This window comes from Pseudarthrobacter sulfonivorans, assembly GCF_031454915.1.
In the GTDB taxonomy this organism is placed as follows: Bacteria; Actinomycetota; Actinomycetes; order Actinomycetales; family Micrococcaceae; genus Arthrobacter; species Arthrobacter sulfonivorans_C.
Genome location: NZ_JAVDRS010000001.1, coordinates 374,827 through 395,029, shown reverse-complemented (window position 1 = coordinate 395,029; position 20,203 = coordinate 374,827). Strand labels below are relative to the sequence as shown.

16 protein-coding genes are annotated in these 20,203 nt (G+C 67.2%); 4 read left to right on the top strand and 12 right to left on the bottom strand.

The genetic code is table 11. The annotated features are described in order from the left end of the window. Positions 1–71: 71 nt before the first annotated feature. The 6 genes from tsaD to J2808_RS01775 all read right to left on the bottom strand — a co-directional run bounded on the left by tsaD (position 72) and on the right by J2808_RS01775 (position 5,493). Positions 72–1,184 carry a tRNA (adenosine(37)-N6)-threonylcarbamoyltransferase complex transferase subunit TsaD gene (gene tsaD / locus J2808_RS01800; protein WP_309810740.1) on the bottom strand — a complete coding sequence of 371 codons (1,113 nt, stop codon included), beginning with the start codon at positions 1,182–1,184 and terminating at the stop codon, positions 72–74. Then, the gene (rimI, locus tag J2808_RS01795) at positions 1,181–1,687 is read right to left on the bottom strand and encodes a ribosomal protein S18-alanine N-acetyltransferase (RefSeq protein ID WP_309811814.1); all 507 of its coding nucleotides are present in this window, start codon (positions 1,685–1,687) and stop codon (positions 1,181–1,183) included. Before rimI ends, tsaD begins: the two co-directional genes overlap by 4 nt. A 53-nt stretch (positions 1,688–1,740) precedes the next feature. Next, positions 1,741–2,412: a tRNA (adenosine(37)-N6)-threonylcarbamoyltransferase complex dimerization subunit type 1 TsaB gene (gene tsaB / locus J2808_RS01790; protein WP_309810737.1), complete on the bottom strand. Its 672-nt coding sequence runs from the start codon at positions 2,410–2,412 to the stop codon at positions 1,741–1,743. Further along, on the bottom strand, positions 2,412–3,014 hold the full coding sequence (tsaE, locus tag J2808_RS01785; protein WP_309810735.1) for a tRNA (adenosine(37)-N6)-threonylcarbamoyltransferase complex ATPase subunit type 1 TsaE: 603 nt from the start codon (positions 3,012–3,014) through the stop codon (positions 2,412–2,414). The genes tsaB and tsaE overlap by 1 nt, the downstream gene beginning before the upstream one ends. Beyond that, the gene (gene alr / locus J2808_RS01780; RefSeq protein WP_309810732.1) at positions 3,011–4,276 is read right to left on the bottom strand and encodes an alanine racemase; all 1,266 of its coding nucleotides are present in this window, start codon (positions 4,274–4,276) and stop codon (positions 3,011–3,013) included. The genes tsaE and alr overlap by 4 nt, the downstream gene beginning before the upstream one ends. 125 nt (positions 4,277–4,401) lie before the next feature. Continuing rightward, a complete protein-coding gene (locus J2808_RS01775) occupies positions 4,402–5,493 on the bottom strand; it encodes a carbohydrate kinase family protein (RefSeq protein WP_309810729.1) in 1,092 nt (363 codons plus the stop codon). Between the two features lie 70 nt (positions 5,494–5,563). Between J2808_RS01775 and J2808_RS01770 the strand changes: the two genes are divergently transcribed. From J2808_RS01770 to J2808_RS01760, 3 genes are all read left to right on the top strand, one after another. Then, entirely contained in the window at positions 5,564–7,051 is a 1,488-nt protein-coding gene (locus J2808_RS01770; protein ID WP_309810726.1) for a family 4 glycosyl hydrolase, read from the top strand. A 61-nt stretch (positions 7,052–7,112) separates the two neighbouring features. Next, the gene (gene mshA / locus J2808_RS01765) at positions 7,113–8,405 is read left to right on the top strand and encodes a D-inositol-3-phosphate glycosyltransferase (RefSeq protein ID WP_309810723.1); all 1,293 of its coding nucleotides are present in this window, start codon (positions 7,113–7,115) and stop codon (positions 8,403–8,405) included. A 9-nt stretch (positions 8,406–8,414) separates the two neighbouring features. After that, positions 8,415–10,097 (top strand): formate--tetrahydrofolate ligase, encoded by a 1,683-nt coding sequence (locus tag J2808_RS01760; RefSeq protein WP_309810720.1) that lies wholly within the window; start codon positions 8,415–8,417, stop codon positions 10,095–10,097. Between the two features lie 40 nt (positions 10,098–10,137). Here J2808_RS01760 and J2808_RS01755 read toward each other — a convergent pair whose 3' ends face one another. Further along, positions 10,138–10,653 carry a DUF2306 domain-containing protein gene (locus tag J2808_RS01755; protein WP_309810717.1) on the bottom strand — a complete coding sequence of 172 codons (516 nt, stop codon included), beginning with the start codon at positions 10,651–10,653 and terminating at the stop codon, positions 10,138–10,140. Positions 10,654–10,747: 94 nt separating this feature from the next. Here J2808_RS01755 and J2808_RS01750 point away from each other — a divergent pair, with 94 nt between their 5' ends. Beyond that, entirely contained in the window at positions 10,748–11,371 is a 624-nt protein-coding gene (locus tag J2808_RS01750; protein WP_309810714.1) for a MerR family transcriptional regulator, read from the top strand. Between the two features lie 86 nt (positions 11,372–11,457). On the opposite strand, the gene J2808_RS01745 is transcribed toward J2808_RS01750, so the two are convergent. The 5 genes from J2808_RS01745 to glgX all read right to left on the bottom strand — a co-directional run bounded on the left by J2808_RS01745 (position 11,458) and on the right by glgX (position 20,169). Beyond that, positions 11,458–12,543 (bottom strand): inositol-3-phosphate synthase, encoded by a 1,086-nt coding sequence (locus J2808_RS01745; RefSeq protein ID WP_309810711.1) that lies wholly within the window; start codon positions 12,541–12,543, stop codon positions 11,458–11,460. A gap of 168 nt (positions 12,544–12,711) precedes the next feature. Continuing rightward, positions 12,712–13,749: an L-glyceraldehyde 3-phosphate reductase gene (gene mgrA / locus J2808_RS01740; protein ID WP_309810708.1), complete on the bottom strand. Its 1,038-nt coding sequence runs from the start codon at positions 13,747–13,749 to the stop codon at positions 12,712–12,714. 92 nt (positions 13,750–13,841) lie between these two features. Beyond that, positions 13,842–15,608, bottom strand: coding sequence for a malto-oligosyltrehalose trehalohydrolase (gene treZ / locus J2808_RS01735; RefSeq protein ID WP_309810705.1), 1,767 nt, complete (start codon positions 15,606–15,608; stop codon positions 13,842–13,844). Further along, entirely contained in the window at positions 15,605–17,917 is a 2,313-nt protein-coding gene (gene treY, locus J2808_RS01730) for a malto-oligosyltrehalose synthase (RefSeq protein ID WP_309810702.1), read from the bottom strand. Before treY ends, treZ begins: the two co-directional genes overlap by 4 nt. After that, positions 17,914–20,169: a glycogen debranching protein GlgX gene (glgX, locus tag J2808_RS01725; protein ID WP_309810700.1), complete on the bottom strand. Its 2,256-nt coding sequence runs from the start codon at positions 20,167–20,169 to the stop codon at positions 17,914–17,916. The genes treY and glgX overlap by 4 nt, the downstream gene beginning before the upstream one ends. Positions 20,170–20,203 lie beyond the last annotated feature (34 nt).

Genomic DNA, 20,203 nt, shown 5'->3' with positions numbered 1-20,203 from the left:
CGTTGTGATTTACGACGACGCGCCCAAAGTGCCCCGCAACGGTTCGCCGGGTTTCGAGGGGTCAACCTGGCTCAGGCGGGGAGTGAAACTTCGGTGACCGGCATCGAGGAGTCGGGTGCGAAGCGGATGCCGCTCGGCTCGATTCCCGCCATCACCAGCTGTGCGCCGAGGGCCGCAACCATGGCGCCGTTGTCCGTGCACAGGTCCAGGGGCGGCACGTGGAGTGTGATTCCGGCCGACGCACAGCGTTGGCCCGTGAGTTCCCTCAGCCTCGAGTTGGCCGCCACTCCCCCGCCAAGCAGGACGTCCTTGATGCCGTGCTCGCGGCAGGCCAGCACCGCCTTGGACGTGATCACATCCACCACCGCTTCCTGGAATGCGGCGGCGATGTCGGCCACCGGAACCTCCTCGCCGCGGGCTTCGAACTGCTCGACGCAGCGGGCCACGGCGGTCTTCAGGCCGCTGAAGGACCAGTCGTAACGGTGGTTCCCGGGTTCCTCGGCGGTGCCCATGTACTTCGGCTGGCTGAGGCCCCGCGGGAACCGGATGGCTTTGGGGTTGCCGGTGCGGGCCAGCCTGTCTATGGCCGGGCCGCCCGGGTAGCCGAGGCCCAGGATGCGGGCCACTTTGTCGTAGGCTTCCCCGGCAGCGTCGTCGATCGTTGAGCCGAGCAGCTGGACGTCGCTGGTGATGCTGTTGATCTTCAGGATCTCAGTGTGGCCGCCGGAGACCAGCAGGGCCCCCAGGTTTTCGGGCAGTCGCGGGGCACCCGCCGCAGCGCCGGCGGCAGCACCGCCGTCGTTCTTTCCCAGGAGCCCGACGCCGACGTGCGCCACCAGGTGGTTGATGGCATACAGCGGTTTACCGGTCGCAACGGACAGTGCCTTCGCCGCGCAGACCCCCACCATGAGTGCTCCGGCCAGCCCCGGACCGGACGTGACAGCGATGGCGTCCACATCCTCCAGCGTCACGCCGGCCTCGGCCAGTGCCTGGCGCAGCGTGGGGACAAAGGCGTCAAGGTGCGCGCGGGAAGCGATCTCGGGGATCACGCCGCCGAAGCGGACATGCTCGTCCATCGAGGAAGACACGGTGTTGGTGAGCAGCGTGGTGCCCCGGACGATGCCCACTCCGGTCTCGTCGCACGAGGATTCGATGCCCAGCACCAGTGGCTGCGAGCGGTTCATGGGTGGCCAACTTCTGTTGTGGGGTCTGCTTCCGTTGTGGGCTCGGCGGCGGGGACCCCGCCGGGGACGGCGCCGTCCGGCACGAGCTGCAGCCGCATGATGAGGGCATCAACTCCGTCGCGGTAATACTTGCGGCGGACGTGGATCTGTTCGAAGCCGAACCGCACGTACAACTGCTGCGCCCGCGGATTGTCTTCGCGGACCTCCAGGAGGACGTCCGCCGCCCGGCGCCGCCGTGCTTCGTCGATCAGCCGGGTGAGGAGGGCCGAGCCGATCCCCCGCCCTTCGAATTCAGGCACGACGGCGATGGTCTGGACATCCGCGATGGGTTCGATGCACATCAGGCCGGCGTAGCCCACGATGTCCCCGCCGCTTTCCGCCACCACGTAGCGACGGGTTTCCGGCTGGGACAGTTCCGCCAGGAACATCTGCAGCGGCCAGGCATCCGCCGGGAACAGCCGCTGTTCGAGGGCGTTGACCGTGGGCACGTCCTCCAGGGTCATGTCCCGGAAGACCACGCCATCCTCGCTGGAACGGTCGGTGCTGGCCGGCGTACTCACAGTGCCCGCTTCCGCGGCCCGGGTACCTGCGCGTCGGATTCCCGGAGGTACAGGGGCGTGGAGTCGAGCAGCTGTCCGCCGGAGGCAAGCCGGGCCAGCGCAAACTGCCCGAGATACAGGGCGTCCGGCTGTTCCTTGCTGAAGCCGGGGTCTGCACGCAGGACATCGCTGTACAGACCGGCGCCGGCCCCGTACGCCGGAAGGTCCGGCAGGTCAGCGGCGAAGCTGACGTGCGGGCCGTCCTGCAACTGTGGCAACTGCCCCTCCGCGAGGGTATACCGGGCCCAGTACACCTCTTTGCGCCGGGCGTCCGTGACCACCAGGAACTCGGCCGCCGCGTCCGTGGACTCCGCCACTTCCAGCGCGACGGCGTCGAGGCTCATCAGCCCGTACAGCGGCTTGTCCCAGACGAAGGCGAGGGTCCGCGCGGTCGCGATCCCGGAACGCAGCCCGGTGAACGGACCCGGGCCCACACCCGCCACGATCGCATCAATGTCCTGGCCGGTGACGCCGGCCGAGGCAAGCAGGTCCTCGATGCCGGGGGCCAGGACTTCGGCGTGGCTGCGGGTGTCCTCGGTGGAGAAGCTGGCCACCACGCCTTCGAGGGCGTCGTCCGAGACCAGGGCGGCACTGGCCACGGCCGAGGTATCGATAGCAAGGATGAGCATCAGGGTGTCCCTTCGAATTCGCCGCCGAGGACGGGCTTGGCGCTCCAGCGGGGACCAAAACCGCGCATCACGATGGTGCGGGGCTCGTCGTCATCCTCGGTGTCAAAGTCCAGGATGTCGGTGTGGCCGGGGATCGGTTCCGAGGCGCCCACCGCGTCCAGCCCGATGGCCCGGTGCAGGTCCACTTCCAGCCGGCTTTCGGTCAGGTGCTCCACCCGGCCGCGCCCCCACTCCACCACCGTCACGGACGAGTCCAGCGTGTTCTCCAGGTCAATGTCGTCAATTTCCGACGCCGATCCAAGCCGGTACGCGTCCACGTGCACCAGGTCGGGACCACCGGGACGCGGGCCGTCAGGCAGGTTGGGATGGATCCGGACCAGGACAAACGTGGGCGAAATGATGCCCGCGCGCACGCCAAGGCCTTCGCCGAGCCCCTGGGTGAAAGTGGTCTTCCCGGCACCCAGCTCACCGGTCAGCACCAACAGGTCCCCCGCCTGCAGCACCTCCCCCAAAGCCGCGCCGAGCGCGTGGGTCTGGTCCGCTGTCGTGACCCTGAGCTTCTGTTCCCAGGCCGGCAACTCCGCCTGGGTGGGCACGCTCACGGCATGGCCTTCGCGCCAGGATGCGGGGCGGCGGTCTGCTCCGCCGTGGAACGCTCCGCAGCAGAACGCCCGACGGCGGGACTTTCGTTAATGAACCGGCGCGGCACCCGGGGGCTGATCCGGGTGACGATCTCGTAGTTGTTGGTTCCGGCGGCGACCGCCCAGTCGTCTGCCGTGGGCCCGCCGTCATTCCCATTCCCGAACAGGACTGCCTCGGCGCCGAAGAGGTCCGCGCCGGCTGGGCCGATGTTGCCGACGTCGATGACCATCTGGTCCATGGCGATCCGGCCCACCACGGGGTACGTCCGGCCGGCCACCCGGACGGGCCCGCCGGTGGCGACACGGGGCACGCCGTCCGCGTAGCCCAGCGGGATCAGCGCGAGGGTGCTGGGTCCGCTGGTGTGATACCGCAGGCCGTAGGAGACGCCCTGCCTGTCGGGGACATCCTTGCACTGGGACACGAGCGTGCGCAACGTCATCGCCGGACGGAGGCCAAGTTCGGCGGACGTCTGGCCTTCAAAGGGCGAGAGGCCGTAGATGCCGAGCCCCACACGCACCAGGTCGAAGTGGGTATCGGGACGGGACAGCGTGGCCGGGGTGTTGGCCAGGTGCCGGACTTCGAGGTCCACGCCGGCGTCCTCGGCCACGGCCACCACCTCGCGGAAGACGGCCAGCTGCTCGTCGGTTTCCGGCCGTTCGGGTTCATCGGCCACGGACAGGTGCGAGAAAATCCCCACCACACGCAGCAGGCCCTCGTCCTGGTACTCCATCGCCTCGCCCACCAGCTGGTCCCAGGACTCGAGCGTCGCACCGTTCCGGCCCAGGCCCGTGTCCACTTTCAGGTGGATCCGCGCCGGGCGCTCCTGGTCACGCGCGGCGGCCACAATGCGCTCCAGCTCCCAGCCGGAGCAACCGATGTCGACCCCGGCAGCCACCGCCGCGGCAAAGTTGCTTTCCGTGGTGTGCAGCCACGCCAGCAGGGGCGCCTCGATGCCCGCGGCCCGCAGCGCCAGGGCCTCGGAGATATGCGCAACACCCAGCCAGGACGCGCCGGCTTCGAGGGCGGCCCGGGCCACCGGAACCGCGCCGTGCCCGTAGGCGTCAGCCTTCACCACGGCCATGACTTTGGCGGGTGAGGCCGCGTCAGCCAGCCGCCGGACGTTGTGCCGGATGGCGGCCAGATCGATCACGGCGGACCGCTCGTACTGCGGATCCGTTCCAGGGGCTGCGCTGAGGTCTCCGGTTGCTGCGGGGTAAGTCACCTTAGTGATTCTAGTGCTGGCGGCCCAGCCGCAAATAACAGCCGGATAATCGCCGGGCTCACAGGCGGCCTGGCCGCGGCGCGGCGCGCACCCCGGGCACATAGGCGCGGCCCCGCCGTCGGCCGTTACGCGTCGGAGAGGTGCGCGATGGTGGCGGTGGCCCGGCGCTGCGCGGCCAGCGGGACGTCGCTGACAATGTCGGCGAGGAACCCAAAGCGGCGGAGCCACTGGCTGCTCTGTCGTTCAGGCCGTGCGTTGGCCCGCTTCCACCAGTCGGCAATGTCGCCCCAGCCGGGCGCGGCCAGCGAACCACCCACCTCCTGCACGGCCAGGGAGGCGCAGAGGTTGGCGAAGCGGAGCCGGTTGCCCAGCGGCCAGCCAGCCAGGCTGCCCACAATGAAGGCGGCGTCAAAGCAGTCGCCGGCTCCGGTGGGATCGTAGGCCGTCACCGGCAACGACGGCACCCACTCCTCCTCCCCCGTTTCGGAGTCCACGGCCATGGCACCCTGCGCGCCTAGCGTCACTACGGCCACCGGCACGCGGTCCGCCAGGGCATAGAGTGCGGACCACGGGTTGTCCTTCCCGGTGAACGCCATCGCCTCGCGTTGGTTGGGCAGGAACGCGTGGAAGTACTGCAGGTTTTCCAGCCGGACCGGAGCCCATTCCCCGCTGGGGTCCCAGCCGACGTCCCCGAACAGCTTGACCCCGGCCTGGTGCGCGGCCTTGGCCCACGGTTCAATCTCGACACCGAGCTCGGCGATGCCCGCGAGCGCCGGCGGCGGCGAGCCGATCAGGTCGGACGCCGTCACCGGGGCCGGATGGCCGTGTGTCACCAGGGAGCGGTCGTGCTGGACGCTGAGCGATACGGTCACCGGCGAGTGCCACCCCGGCACGCGGCGCGACAGGCTCAAGTCCACGTGTTCCTGCCCGGCCAGGATCTTCCAGTTGTAGTCTCCGTAACCGTCGTCCCCGAAGGCGGCGGCGAGCCCGGTTTTCAGGCCCAGCCTCGCCGCGGCAATGGCCTGGTTCGCCACGCCGCCGGGGCAGCTGCCCATGCCTTCGCTCCAGATTTCGGTGCCGGGCTCGGGCGCGTGCGGCAGGCCGGTGAAGATGATGTCCTGGAAAACTGTGCCTGCCAGGATGAGGTCGAACCCGCCGTCGGCCTGTGTACGGACGGCGGAAAGCGGATCGAAGCGGCGGTCCGGGATAGCGTCCATGTCCGGCAGACTACGCCCTGCCGCCGCGCTGCGGTAGGGACGCGCCCGCAGGCGGCCTACACTGCTGACTATGCGGCTCATGATTGCCGGCGGCGGCGGATTCCGCGTGCCCCTTGTCTACCGGGCGCTGGCCTCGGGCCCCTTCGCCGGGCTGGTCAGCGAACTGGTGCTCTTCGACGTCGACCCTGCCCGGCTCAACGCCATCGCCGCGGTCCTGCGCGCCATGCCGTTGTCCACCACGCCAACGCCCGACCGCGGTGCTGCCGCTGGCGGCGCCGACGGCGGCCCTCCCGCAGGTGCGCGGCCGCCCGCGATCCGCACCACCGCGTCCCTGCCGGACGCACTCCGCGGAACAGACCTGGTGTTCGCGGCGATCCGCCCCGGCGGCACGGCCGGCAGAGTCGCGGACGAACGCGTGGCCCAGGACCTCGGCCTGCTCGGCCAGGAAACCACCGGCGCGGGCGGTATCTCCTACGCCCTGCGGACCATCCCGGAGATGCTGCACCTGGCACGGCAGATGCGGGAACACTGCCCGGACGCCTGGCTGATCAACTTCACCAACCCGGCCGGCATGGTCACCGAGTCGCTGGTGCCTGTCCTTGGCCGGAAGGTCATCGGGATCTGCGATTCCGCGGGCGGGCTGGTGCACCGGGCGGCCCGCGCGGCCGGCCTTTCGCTGCCTGACGGGAGGCTCGACGGCGTGGGCTACTACGGGCTGAACCACCTCGGGTGGCTGTATCGCCTGGATGCGAGCGGCAGGGACCGGCTTCCCGGCCTGCTCGCTGATGCGGAGGCCCTTGCGACCTTCGAGGAAGGCCGGCTCTTCCCCCAGCCGTTCCTCGCGGAGCTCGGTGCCCTGCCCAATGAATACCTCTATTACTACTACCAGCTGGACAGCGCCGCCGCGGCCATGCAGGCCATGGCCGCCACCCGGGGCGAGTCCATCCACCACCAGCAGGCCGAGCTGTACCCGAGGCTCGCGGCTGCCGGATCCGGGGCGTACCGGCTGTGGGACGCTGCCCGGCGTTCCCGCGAGGAAGGCTACCTCGCCGAGGCGCGGACCCACGGCGAGCAGCGCGACGAGTCGGACCTCGCCGGCGGGGGCTACGAACGCGTGGCCCTGGCCGTGATGCGCGCGCTGGCGGGCGGTTCATCCGGCACCGAGCCTGATGCGGGCGCCACCCAACTGATCCTCAACACCCCCAACACCCTTCCGGCCGGTCCTGCCGGGGCGGCCACCACTGCAGAAGCCGCACCCCAGCCGGCCATTCCGGGATTGCCGGCGGACGCCGTCGTCGAGGTTCCCTGCACGGTAACGCCCGACGGCGCGGTGCCGCTTCCACAGTCGGCGCCCGCGCCGGAGCAACTCGCCTTGCTGCGCCGGGTCAAGGAGGTGGAGCAGCTGACCGTCCGGGCCGCGACGCACGGCGACCGGGCGGCCGCCGTCGGCGCTTTCAGCCGGCATCCCCTGGTGGACTCAACCGATCTTGGGGCGGCGCTGCTGACCGGATACGAGCGCGCGTTCCCGGCGCTGCGTGCACTGTGGCGGCAGGAGTAGTGTTTTACCGAGTGGATAACAGCCGGGGCGGACGCCGCGCCGGCGGCGGGAAGGAGAGGCCATGACACTGATCCGCAGAGTCGCATTACTCTCCCTCCATACCTCCCCCATGGAGCAGCCGGGCTCCGGCGACGCCGGCGGGATGAACGTGTACATCCGTGAACTGGCCTCCGCGCTGGCCGAAACCGGCGTGGAGGTGGAGATCTTCACGCGCTCCACTTCAGCCAAGCAACCCGCCGTCGAGCATCCCAGCCCCGGCGTGTGCGTCCACAACGTGCTGGCCGGACCGCCGCGGAAAATCCCCAAGGAAGAACTGCCGGCCCTGCTCCACAGCCTGGTGGCCGAGATCGACCAGATCCGCCAGCGCCAGGCTCACGGACGGTACGACGTCATCCACTCGCATTACTGGGTGTCCGGGATCGCGGGCCTGGAACTCTCGGAGCTATGGGACGTCCCGCTGATCCACACCATGCACACCATGGCCAAGGTCAAGAATCTCCTGCTGCAGTCAGGAGAGCAGCCCGAGCCGCGGCGGCGCGAAGAGGGCGAGCACCGGATCGTGGACGGCGCCGCCCGCCTCGTTGCCAATACCAGCGCCGAAGCCAAGGAACTGGTCTCCCATTACGGTGCCGACGCCGACCGGATCGATGTGGCCCCGCCGGGCGTGGACCTCAGCACGTTTACGCCGGCGTTCCGGGCGCGGTCCCGGGCCGAGCGGGGCGTGCCGCCGGAGGCCTTCCACCTGCTTTTCGCCGGCCGGATCCAGCGGCTGAAGGGCCCGCAGGTGCTGCTCAAGGCCGCGGCGCTTTTGCGGAAACGGCGTCCTGAGATCGATCTGCGGCTCACCATCCTGGGGGCACTCAGCGGCAACAAGGACTTCAATCTCCGGCACCTGATCGCCGAAGCCGGAATGGAGGACGTCGTGACGCACCTTCCGCCGGTTGGCGCGGCGGAGCTGGCGTCCTGGTTCAGGGCGGCGGACGTTGTGGTGATGCCGTCCTACAGCGAGTCCTTTGGGCTGGTGGCCATCGAAGCGCAGGCCTGTGGAACCCCCGTGGTGGGTACGCGGGTGGGCGGCTTGTCCCGGGCCATCTGCCATGGCCGGACCGGGCTGCTGGTGGAGGGGCACCATGCGAAGGACTGGGCGGATGCGCTCGAGGCCCTGTACGACGATCCGGGTACCCGCGCCGACATGGGCCGTGCTGCCGCCATCCGGGCGGAAAACCTGGGCTGGAACCGCACTGCGGCCATCACGCTGGAGACCTACCACACCGCCGTCGAACAGCAGCTGGCAAGCCGGCTGATCCCGGCCGTTTCAACGATTGCGGCGGCCGCGGCCGTCGCGGCGCCCTAAGGAGATCGAATGACCGGCCTGAATCCCCTGAGCGACCTCGAGATCGCACGGCAGGCCATCATCAGGCCCATCGAGGACATTGCGGCCGCGGCGGGCATCAACGCCGCCGCCCTGGAACATTACGGGCGGTACAAGGCCAAGGTCGATCCGTCCCTCCTGACGGCGCCGGCGCCCGCAGGGAAGGTTGTGCTGGTCTCAGCCATGTCGCCCACCCCGGCCGGGGAGGGGAAGTCGACCACCACGGTGGGGCTGGCCGATTCGCTGGCCAGGGCCGGGCACAAGGTGATGATCGCGCTGCGCGAACCGTCGCTGGGGCCGATCCTGGGGATGAAGGGCGGTGCCACCGGGGGCGGCTACTCCCAAGTGCTGCCGATGGACGAGATCAACCTGCATTTCACGGGTGATTTCCATGCCGTGACGTCGGCGAACAACGCCCTGATGGCACTCGTGGACAACCACATCTACCAAGGCAACGAGCTGAACATCGATCCCCGGCGGATGACGTTCAAACGGGTCCTGGACATGAACGACCGCTCCCTGCGCGAGGTAATCATCGGCCTGGGCGGGCCCACGCAGGGTGTGCCGCGGCAGGACGGCTTCGACATCACGGTGGCCTCGGAGATCATGGCCATCTTCTGCCTGGCCACGGATCTGGCTGATCTCCGCGAACGCCTGGGCCGCATCACATTCGGCTACACCTACACCCGCGTTCCCGTTACCGTGGCGGACCTCGGCGTCCAGGGCGCGCTGACCTTGCTGTTGAAGGAAGCCATCAAGCCGAACCTGGTCCAGACCATCGCCGGCACACCGGCCCTGGTGCACGGCGGGCCGTTCGCCAACATCGCGCACGGCTGCAATTCGCTGATCGCCACCCAGACGGCCCGGCGGCTCGCGGACATCGTGGTCACCGAGGCCGGCTTCGGCGCGGACCTGGGCGCGGAAAAGTACATGGACATCAAGGCGCGGATTGGTGACGTGGCGCCGTCCGCCGTCGTAGTGGTGGCAACTGTCCGGGCGCTCAAGATGCACGGCGGCGTGCCCAAGGACCGGCTCACGGAACCCGACCTCGAGGCGCTGCAGGCCGGCGTCGCGAATCTCCGGCGGCACGTGCATAACGTCGAGAAATTTGGCGTGGCACCGGTGGTGGCCATCAACAGATTCTCCTCTGACACGGATGAAGAACTGAACTGGCTGCTGGAGTGGTGTGCGGCGGAGGGTGTTCACGCCGCAATCGCCGACGTCTGGGGCCGGGGCGGTGGCGGCGACGGCGGCGACGAACTGGCTGCGAAGGTGGCCGCTGCGGTTTCGGCGCCAAACAGCTTCCGGCATCTCTATCCGCTGGACCTGCCTGTGGAGGAGAAGATCCGGACCATCGCACAGGAGATCTACGGGGCCGACGGCGTGGACTTCTCCGTCCCTGCCCTGAAGCGGCTGGCCGACATTGAAAAGAACGGCTGGTCCGGGCTGCCCGTCTGCATGGCAAAGACCCAGTACTCCTTCACGGACGAGGCCTCGCGGCTCGGCGCACCCAAGGGCTTCACCATCCACGTGCGCGATCTCATCCCCAAGACCGGCGCGGGTTTCATCGTTGCCCTGACCGGCGCCGTGATGACCATGCCGGGCCTTCCCGCCGCGCCTGCTGCCATGCGCATGGACGTGGACGACGCCGGCAACCCGGTAGGCCTCTCCTGACCAAACGCTCTCCCACCGAATGTGGGGTTTTCCGGTGGGGTCAGGGACCCGTGCGGGCGGCAGCCGCCTCCACTGCTTGAGTAGAACGGGTAGCCACGCGCACGCGGCCGCCGCGCTTGAGCGAAACGAAAATCACCACGGTGCTCAGCACCACGAGACCGCAGACGTATGCGACAGACGAGGGGTCGTCGGCAAGCAGCTCCGGAATGGCACGTCCCGGCACCGTTACGGCAAAGACGAAGGCCACGGCAATGCCGATGTAGCTGCCAACCATGTTTCCCAAGTGCGAGCGGATGTTGCGGCGGATGGCACTGACCAGGCCCAGCGTGACGGTCACGATGGTGAAGGCAGACAACCCGTGGAGCCAGCTGAAATGACCGTCGGAGACAATCCAGAAACTGCTGAAGCAGACGTAGTACATGGCTGAGACCCACAGGTAGCCGATGGTGCGGTGGATACGGTCTCGGCGCCGGCGAAAGATTTGCAAGGGTCCGATGGCGAGGACAAAGAGTGCAGCAATTACGTGGCTGACAAGTAGTACATCCCAAGGCTCCATGGCATTAGGATAGAGCCACTATCCAAAGGTGTACATCAGGATAGCCACTGCGGGATTTACTATCCTGCTGAGGCATGGCAGGAGCGAGGGGCAGATGCAGCTCAGTGAATTGAGCGATCGGTCAGGAATCTCGCCCGCGAGCATCAAGTACTACCTGCGCGAAGGCCTGTTGCCGGCCGGCGAGGCGATCCACGCAACCCGGGCGGAGTATTCAGCCAGGCACCTTGAACGCCTCGAATTGATCCAGGCACTCCGGCGGATCGTCGGCCTGAACATCGGGCAGATCCGCGGCCTCATAAAAATGGCCGACGACGGCGTGCCCCGCCTTGGTCTCCTCGCCGCGGTTCAGCGGGTGGTACTGAATCTTGAAAACCACACCACGGCGATCGGCGGGGACCCCGCAGCGGCGGCTGACGCCGTCGTGCGTCTCCGCGGTTGGCCGGATGCGCCGAGTGACGCCCGGAACGCTTTGGGCGCCCACCTTGAGCTGATGGCGAGTCTTGATATTCCTGTTTCAGAGGACGAGCTGGAGACCTATAGCAGGGCGGCGGACGACGTCGCGGGACTCGACATTGCCGCCACCACCGCCCCGGAGAGCATCGACAAGCTGATTCTCACGGCCGCCGTCGGCATGCATGTGCACAGTCAATTGCTCCTCAAGCTCCTGGCCCTCGCTCAGGCCAGCCACGCCATCCGCCGCTACCAGGACGGCGCTTAAGGACGTGATGCTCCCCCACCGGAAGGTGAGGGAGCATCACGCAAAACCCACATTGCGTGAGAGAGCGTCCGGGGTGGGAGGCGGGGTTAGCGCTCCAGGTCGCCGCGGATGAAGGCCTCGACCTTTTCGCGGGCGAGGTCGTCGTTGAACTGCTCCGGCGGGGACTTCATGAAGTAGCTGGAGGCCGAGAGCAGCGGGCCGCCGATGCCGCGGTCCAGGCCGATCTTGGCGGCACGGATGGCATCGATGATCACGCCGGCGGAGTTGGGTGAGTCCCAGACTTCGAGCTTGTATTCCAGGGAGACGGGGGCGTCACCGAAGTTGCGGCCTTCGAGGCGGACGAAGGCCCATTTGCGGTCATCAAGCCACTGGACGTAGTCGGACGGGCCGATGTGGACGTCCTTGGCAGCCAGCTCGGCTTCGACGTTGGACGTGACAGCCTGGGTCTTGGAGATCTTCTTGGACTCGAGGCGGTCGCGCTCCAGCATGTTCTTGAAGTCCATGTTGCCGCCGACGTTCAGCTGGTAGGTGCGGTCCAGGGTGACACCGCGGTCTTCGAAGAGCTTGGCCATCACGCGGTGGGTGATGGTGGCACCGATCTGGCTCTTGATGTCGTCGCCCACGATCGGGACGCCGGCGGCGGTGAACTTGTCGGCCCATTCCTTGGTGCCGGCAATGAAGACCGGCAGGGCGTTGACGAAGGCCACGCCGGCGTCGATGGCAGCCTGCGCGTAGAAGTGGGCTGCATCCTCGGAACCAACCGGGAGGTAGCAGACCATGACGTCGGCCTTGGATTCGCGGAGCGCGGCGACGATGTCGACCGGCTCTGCGGGAGACTGCTCGATGGTCTCGAGGTAGTACTTGCCGAGGCCGTCCAGGGTGTGGCCGCGCTGCACGGTCACGCCGGTGGGAGGAACGTCGGCGATCTTGATGGTGTTGTTTTCGCTGGCCAGGATGGCGTCGGCGAGGTCGACTCCAACCTTCTTGCCGTCGACGTCGAACGCGGCGACGAACTGGACGTCGTTGACGTGGTATTTGCCGAACTCAACGTGCATCAGACCCGGGATCGTAGCCTGAGGATCGGCGTCACGGTAGTAGTGCACACCCTGGACGAGCGAAGCGGCGCAGTTACCCACACCGACGATGGCAACACGAATCGGATTTGAAGACACGGAACTCCTTTGAGGACAAACTTCAGCCGCCGGACGGTCAGTACCAGAGCGTACGACGGCGAACAGCAGGCAGGGCGCCACCCGGCGCCTATTCATACTACCCAACTGTGCGGGGGCCGGAATTGTTCCCGGCCCCCGGCACGAAGTGTTACCTCCCGGGTGGCGGCGCTACTTCTGCTTCCAGAGGTTGATGTCGGATTCCACGGCGAACTCGTCGATGGCCTGCAGTTCGTCGTCCGCGAAGTCGAGGTTGTTGGTGGCGGCGAGGCTGTCTTCCAACTGCCGGACACTGGACGCGCCAACGAGTGCGGAGGTGACGGAAGAGCCCCTGCCCTGCTTGCGGAGGATCCAGGCGATGGCCATTTGCGCCAGGGTCTGGCCCCGGCCCTCGGCAATCCGGTGGAGGCCGCGCACACGGTCCAGGCTTTCCCCTGTGATCATGCCCTCGTCCAGGGACTTGTCCTGCGCTGCCCGCGAATCCGCGGGTACACCGTTGAGGTAGCGGTCCGTGAGCATCCCCTGGGCGAGCGGTGAGAACGCGATGGACCCCGCGCCCACCTGCTCAAGAGCCTCATAAACGTTGGGAACGCCGTTCTCGGTCCAGCGGTTCAGCATGGAGTAACTCGGCTGGTGGATCAGCAGCGGCGTGCCCAGTTCCTTCAGGATCCGGGCCGCTTCCAGGGTCTGCTCCGGGGTGTAGGAGGAAATGCCGGCGTAGAGCGCTTTGCCGGAACGGACGGCCTGGTCCAAAGCGCCCATGGTCTCTTCGAGCGGCGTCTCGGGGTCCGGCCGGTGGCTGTAGAAAATATCCACATAGTCCAGGCCCATGCGCGTCAGGGACTGGTCCAGGCTGGCCAGCAGGTACTTGCGCGAGCCCCAGTTGCCGTAGGGACCGGGCCACATGTCGTAGCCGGCCTTGCTGGAGATGATGAGTTCGTCGCGGTACGGCTTGAAGTCGTCCTTGTAGTGGCGGCCGAAGTTGGTCTCGGCGCTGCCATAGGGCGGACCGTAGTTGTTGGCAAGGTCGAAATGGGTGACGCCCAGGTCGAATGCGCGGCGCAGGATGGCTCGCTGCACGTCGAACGGCTTGTCGTCACCGAAGTTGTGCCAGAGTCCCAGTGAGATGGCCGGGAGCTTCAGGCCGCTGCGTCCGACGCGGCGGTAGGGCATGGATTCATAGCGGTTTTCCGCGGCTGAATAAGTCATACGTTCCATCCTGCCATCTGTGACGCAGGCAACAGGACGGGAGGGAAGTGTTACGCCGCGGGCTGACAGGAGCCAGCCCGCGGCCAATCACCCTAGACCTGCACGATGGCGGCACTCCATGGCGCGAGGTTGAGCGAGCCGCCGTCCGGCTGCGCAGCGTCGTCGGTGCTGAGCAGCACCGTTCCGCCCACGCCCAGCCGCACCGCCTCCGAAGCGAAGTTCAGCAGCACTTCCACGGACCCGCGCCGGAAACGCAGCCAGCCGGCGTCGTCGTCGAACTCAACCTGAGTCTCGGCGAAACCCAGCCCGGCCAGATCGGGATGCTCGCGCCGCAACGCGGTCAGCGACCGGTACAGCGACAGGAGCCGCGCGTGGTGGCCCTCCAAAGCCTCATCCCAGTTGAGCTTGGAGCGGCGGAACGTCTCCGGATCCTGCGGATCGGGTACGACGGCGGGATCCCACCCCATACGTTCAAACTCGCGGATCCTGCCCTCCGCCGTCGCCTTGCCCAGTTCCGGTTCGGGGTGCGAGGTGAAGAACTGCCACGGCGTGGAAGCGCCGTATTCCTCACCCATAAACAGCATGGGCGTGAACGGCGAGGTCAGGGTCAGCACGGCGGCCAAGGCAAGCGGGCCGTAGGACAGTGACTGGGACAGCCTGTCCCCGGTGGCACGGTTGCCGATCTGGTCGTGGTTCTGGTTGCACACCACCAGCGCGGCGGGGTGGACCAGCGAGGTGTCGATAGGCCGGCCGTGATGGCGTCCGCGGAAGCTCGAGTAGCTGCCGTCGTGCAGGAAGCCGTCCTTGAGGACCTTGGCGAGCACTTTCAGGGACCCGAAGTCACCGTAATAACCGGCGGTCTCCCCGCTGACATTGACGTGCACGGCGTGGTGGAAATCGTCGCTCCACTGCCCCGCAAGGCCGTAGCCGTTGGCGTCCCGCGGGTAGATCAGCCGCGGATTGTTCAGGTCCGATTCCGCGATGAGCGTCTTGGGAAGCCCCGTCTCCGCGGCAATGGCATCACCCAGCGCACCGAACTCTTCCAGCAGATGCACGGCACGCTCGTCACGAAAAGCGTGGACGGCATCAAGGCGCAGGCCGTCCACGTGGTAGTCACGAAGCCACAGCGCGGCGTTGTCCAGAATGTATTCACGCACGACGTCGGACCCCGCGGCGTCGAGATTGACCGCGTCCCCCCACGTGTTGGCGTCGCCGTGCTTGAGGTAGGGGCCGAACCGGGACAGGTAGTTTCCGCTGGGGCCGAGGTGGTTGTAGACCACATCCTGGATGACGCCCATCCCTGCGGCGTGGGCGGCGTCCACAAATCGCTGGTAGGCCGCGGGCCCGCCATAGCCTTCGTGCACGGCGAACCACTGAACACCGTCGTAGCCCCAGTTGTGCGTGCCGTTGAATCCGTTGACCGGCAGCAGCTCCACATAATCCACTCCGAGTTCGGCCAGGTAGCCCAGCTTGCCGGCCGCCGCATCCAAGGTTCCCTCGGGGGTGAATGTCCCCACGTGGAGCTCGTAGATGACGGAGCCTTGCAGCTCCTTCCCGCGCCAGCCGGCGTCCTGCCAGGTGTGGGAGCCGGGATCGTAGGTACGGGACAGGGCATGGACGCCGTCCGGGAGGCGGCGGGACCGGGGGTCCGGCAGGGGGTTGGTGTCGCCGTCGAGCAGGTAGCCGTAGTCCACTTCGGCGTCCCCGGGGGCGTCCGGCGCGGACCACCAACCGTCTGCCCCGGGGCCTCCGGACACCTGCTTCATGGGGTACTGCTGCCCGTTGGCGAGGAGCGAGACCGCCGAGGCCTCCGGCGCCCAGACGTCGAAGCGGCCGGATCCGTGGTGCGTCAGGCTCATGCGTTCTCTCCGTTCACGGGCACCAGCAGCGCCACAGGGTAACTCTGGAGGATGTCGGCCACCGGCACGGGGCCGGGACCGTGGGGCTCCCCCGTGAGTTCGTCACGCAGGGCGGTGGAAAGTTCGACGGCGGTGTCCCGCCAGCCGCCTGCGCGTTCCAGTCCCATGGGGAGCCGTGTGGCGAACGTCAGTGCGCCGCCGCGGTCGAAGGCCACCAGGTGGTCTGCGGCCGCCCCGGACGCGGAAACGGGCCGGTAGTCCTGGAACAGTTCCGGCCGGTCGCGGCGAAGACGCAGCGCCCGGGAGGTCACCAGCAGCTTGCTGGTTTCGGTGCCTGCTTCCGGAAGCGTGCCGGCGTCGATCGTTGCCAGCTCCTTTTCACGCTGGGCAAAGTCAACCCGCCGCCGGTTGTCCGGGTCGGTCAGGGACCGCTCCCAGAACTCGGAGCCCTGGTACACATCCGGCACGCCGGGCATGGTCAGCTGGATGATTTTGGCCGACAGCGAGTTGGACGCGGCAGCTGAATCGATCCGCGCCACGAAGTCCTCCACCACCGTGGTGACCCTGGCGTCGTCGAACGCCGCATCCACGGCCGCCTTGACGCGTGCTTCAAACTCCGCATCCGGGTTGGTCCAGGTGGTGGAATTGCCAGCCTCACGGGCAGCCTTCTCCGCATAGCCCTGGAGACGTTCCCGCGACGCCGGCCACGCGCCGATGACTGCCTGCCACAGCAGGGTCTCGAACGGGCCGTCGGGCACCGGGGCCAACTCCCGGAGGGTGGCCAGGGTTGCCGTCCACTCGTCCGGCAGTTCCGCGATGACCGTGATTCGGGCCCGGGCGTCTTCGCTGCGCTTGGTGTCGTGCGTGGACAGCGTGGTCATGGAGACTGGCATGTCCTCCTGCCGGCGCCGCATGCGGTGATGGAATTCCTCGACAGACACCGAGAACTCGGTGGGCTCCGCCCCCACTTCAGTCAGCGTGCCCAGCCGCGTGTAGCGGTAGAACGCTGTATCCTCCACACCCTTGGCCATCACCATGCCGGAGGTCTGCTGGAAGCGCACAGCAATGGGGTTCGCAGGATCGAGCAGCAGCGGGAGGAGCATGCCCACAGCAGAGGCGAGGTCGGGACGGTGTTCTGCCGCCGAGCCGCAGGCTTCCTTCAACACCTCGGCGCCCACCGGCAGGTAGCTGCGGTAGACCGGGAACGAGGCGATGATCTCGGCTATAGCGTCAGCGGCCTGCTCCAGGGGAAGCCCCTGGGAAGCAGGGACCAGCCGTGCCAGCCTCAGCACTTCCGCCCGCAGGATGCCATCGGCGATCATCCGTTTGGTGCCCCGGATCATCTCGGCGTAGTCAGCCGGGCTGTCGCTACCCCGCAGGGCCGCATCCAACGTGTCCAGCGAAGCCTCGCCGGCCGGGTCCACCAGGACCCGGTCCACGTCCGCCAGGGCGTCGTAGCCCGTGGTTCCCTCACACGCAAAGTCGCCGGGAAGGACCTCACCCGGTTCGAGGATCTTCTCCACCAGGACGTAGGCACCGCCGCTGAGGTCCTTGAGCCAGCGCAGATACCCGGCAGGATCGGCCAGGCCGTCCGGGTGGTCCACGCGCAAACCGTCCACCAGGCCCTCGGTGAACCAGCGGCGCACCTCGGCATGGGCTTCCTCGAAGACATCATGGTTTTCCACCCGGATGCCCGCCAGTGTGGTGACGGCGAAGAAGCGCCGATAGTTCAGTTCGGCATCTGCGCGGCGCCAGTCCATGAGCTGATAGTGCTGGCGGCCGTGGACCTCCTGCGGGGAGTCCCCCGGAGTGTAGCTTCCTTCAGCCAGCGGAAAGCGGTGGTCGTAGTACCTGAGCTCGCCATCCTTGACTTCGAGCTTGTCCAGGTCCGCATCTGATCCCAGCATGGGCAGACGGATCTTCCCGCCTGCCAGATCCCAGTCGACGTCGAAGGCTTCCGCGTAGGGCGAGCCCCGGCCCTCCTGCAGCAGCGACCACCACCATGGGTTCTGCGCGGGCGTCGCAACGCCCACGTGGTTGGGGACGATGTCCACCAGCACGCCCATGCCATGCGCACGGGCGGCCTGGGAGAGCGCCAGCAGGCCTTCCGGGCCGCCGCGCTCCGGATCCACCGACGACGGATCCGTCACGTCATAACCATGGTCGGACTCGCGTTCCGCCGTCAGGATGGGAGACAGGTAGACCCAATCCGCACCCAGCGACTTCAGGTACGGGACTGTTTCAGCGGCGTCAAAGAGCGTGAAGCTGCTGCGGATCTGGAGCCGGTAGGTGGACGCCGGAACCTTCACTTTGCGGAGCCCTTCCGCTCCCCGACTTTCGTGGTCATCCCCGGCTCGGCAACCGTCGGCGTGCTTAGCGACTCGGTTTCACTGGTGGATGTCTGGGTCAGTGCCGCCAGCGATGCCGCCACGGAGTGGTCCGGCTCAACGTCCGGAACACTGTGGGCGCGGAGCACCACCAGTGACTTGGCGTCAACGGGGAGGGCCTCGCCGGCCTTGACCGGTTCGGTGTCGGCGTTGTGGCCGGCGGTGTCGATAATGATGTCCCAGGCCGGCGCGTACTCGTCGGCCGGGAGCGTGAAGTTCACAATGTCATCGTGGGCGTTGAAGTACAGCAGGAAGTTCACGTCAGTGATCCGGCGGCCGCGGGTGTCCTTGCCCTGGATGCCGTCGCCGTTGAGGAACACGCCCACGGAACGGCCGAAGCCGCTGTCCCAGGCGTCCGGCTTCATGGTCTCACCCTCGGGGTTCAGCCATACGATGTCCGGCAGTCGTTCGCCTTCGCCCCGCAGGACGGGGCGGCCGTCGAAGAACCTGCTCCGGCGGAAGGTGGGGTGCTTGGCGCGGAGCGCGTTGACCGCAGCCGTGAATTCGACAAGGGGCTGGTCGATGTTCTCCCAGTTGATCCAGGTCAGTTCCGAGTCCTGGCAGTAACCGTTGTTGTTGCCCTGCTGGGTGCGGCCAAGTTCGTCGCCGTGCAGCAGCATGGGCACACCTTGGGAAAGCAGTAGGGAGGCGATGAAGTTCCGCTGCTGGCGGGCGCGCAGCCCCAGGACAGCGGGATCGTCGGTGGGGCCTTCCGCCCCGCAGTTCCAGGAACGGTTGTGGGATTCGCCGTCGTTGTTGTCCTCGCCGTTGGCGTCGTTGTGCTTCTCGTTGTAGGAGACCAGGTCTGCCAGGGTGAAGCCGTCGTGGGCGGTGACAAAGTTGATCGACGCCACAGGGCGGCGGCCGGAATGTTCGTAGAGGTCGGCGGAGCCGGTGATGCGGGAGGCGAATTCGCCCAGTGTGGCGGGTTCGCCGCGCCAGAAGTCCCGGACGGTGTCGCGGTACTTGCCGTTCCACTCGGTCCACTGCGGCGGGAAGTTGCCCACCTGGTAGCCGCCCGGACCCACGTCCCAGGGCTCGGCAATCAGCTTGACCTGGGAAACCACGGGGTCCTGCTGGATGAGTTCGAAGAAGGTGGAGAGCTTGTCCACGTCGTAGAACTCGCGGGCCAGGGTGGAAGCGAGGTCGAAGCGGAAGCCGTCCACGTGCATCTCGGTGACCCAGTAGCGCAGCGAATCCATCAGCAGCTGCAGGGAGTGGGGCTGGCGGACGTTGAGCGAGTTTCCCGTGCCCGTGTAGTCCATGTAGTGCTTCTCGTCGCCCTCCATCAGGCGGTAGTAGGACGAGTTGTCGATGCCCTTGAAGGACAGGGTGGGGCCCAGGTGGTTGCCTTCGGCGGTGTGGTTGTACACCACGTCCAGGATCACTTCGATGCCGGCCCGGTGCAGCGAGCGGACCATCGCTTTGAAGTCCTGGACCTGCTGGCCGGTGTCGCCCGTGGAGCTGTAGGTGTTCTGCGGCGCGAAGAAACCGATGGTGTTGTAGCCCCAGTAGTTGTTCAGGCCCTGGTCCTGCAGGGTCCCATCATTGACGAACTGGTGTACCGGCATCAGTTCGATGGCGGTGATGCCCAGTTTCTGGAGGTGCGAGATGACCGACGGGTGTGCCACGCCGGCGTAGGTGCCGCGCTGCTCCTCGGGGATCTCGGGGTGAAGCTGGGTGAGGCCTTTGACGTGGGCCTCGTAGATGACCGACTTGTGGTACGGGACGCGCAGGTTCTGGTCACCGTCCCAGTCGAAGAACGGGTTGATCACCACGCCCATCATCATGTGGGGTGCGGAGTCTTCGTTGTTGATGGAATCCGGTTCGCCCAGGTTGTAGGAGAACAGCGCCGGATCCCAGTCCACCTGACCGTGGACTGCCTTGGCGTAGGGGTCCAGCAGCAGTTTGTTGGGGTTGAACCGGTTGCCGGAATCGGGGTCGTAGGGTCCGTGGACGCGGTAGCCGTACTTCTGGCCCGGCTGGACCTGCGGGACGTAGCAGTGCCAGACGTAGCCGTCCACCTCATCGACCGTGTACCGCGATTCCACACCGTCCTCATCAAAGAGGCACAGCTCCACTTTCTCGGCGTGTTCGCTGAACAGCGCGAAGTTCGTGCCGGTCCCGTCAAAAGTGGCGCCAAGCGGATAAGCCGATCCAGGCCAGATTTCCATGCGTACTCCTCATTGTTGTTCGACAGCAGGGGCG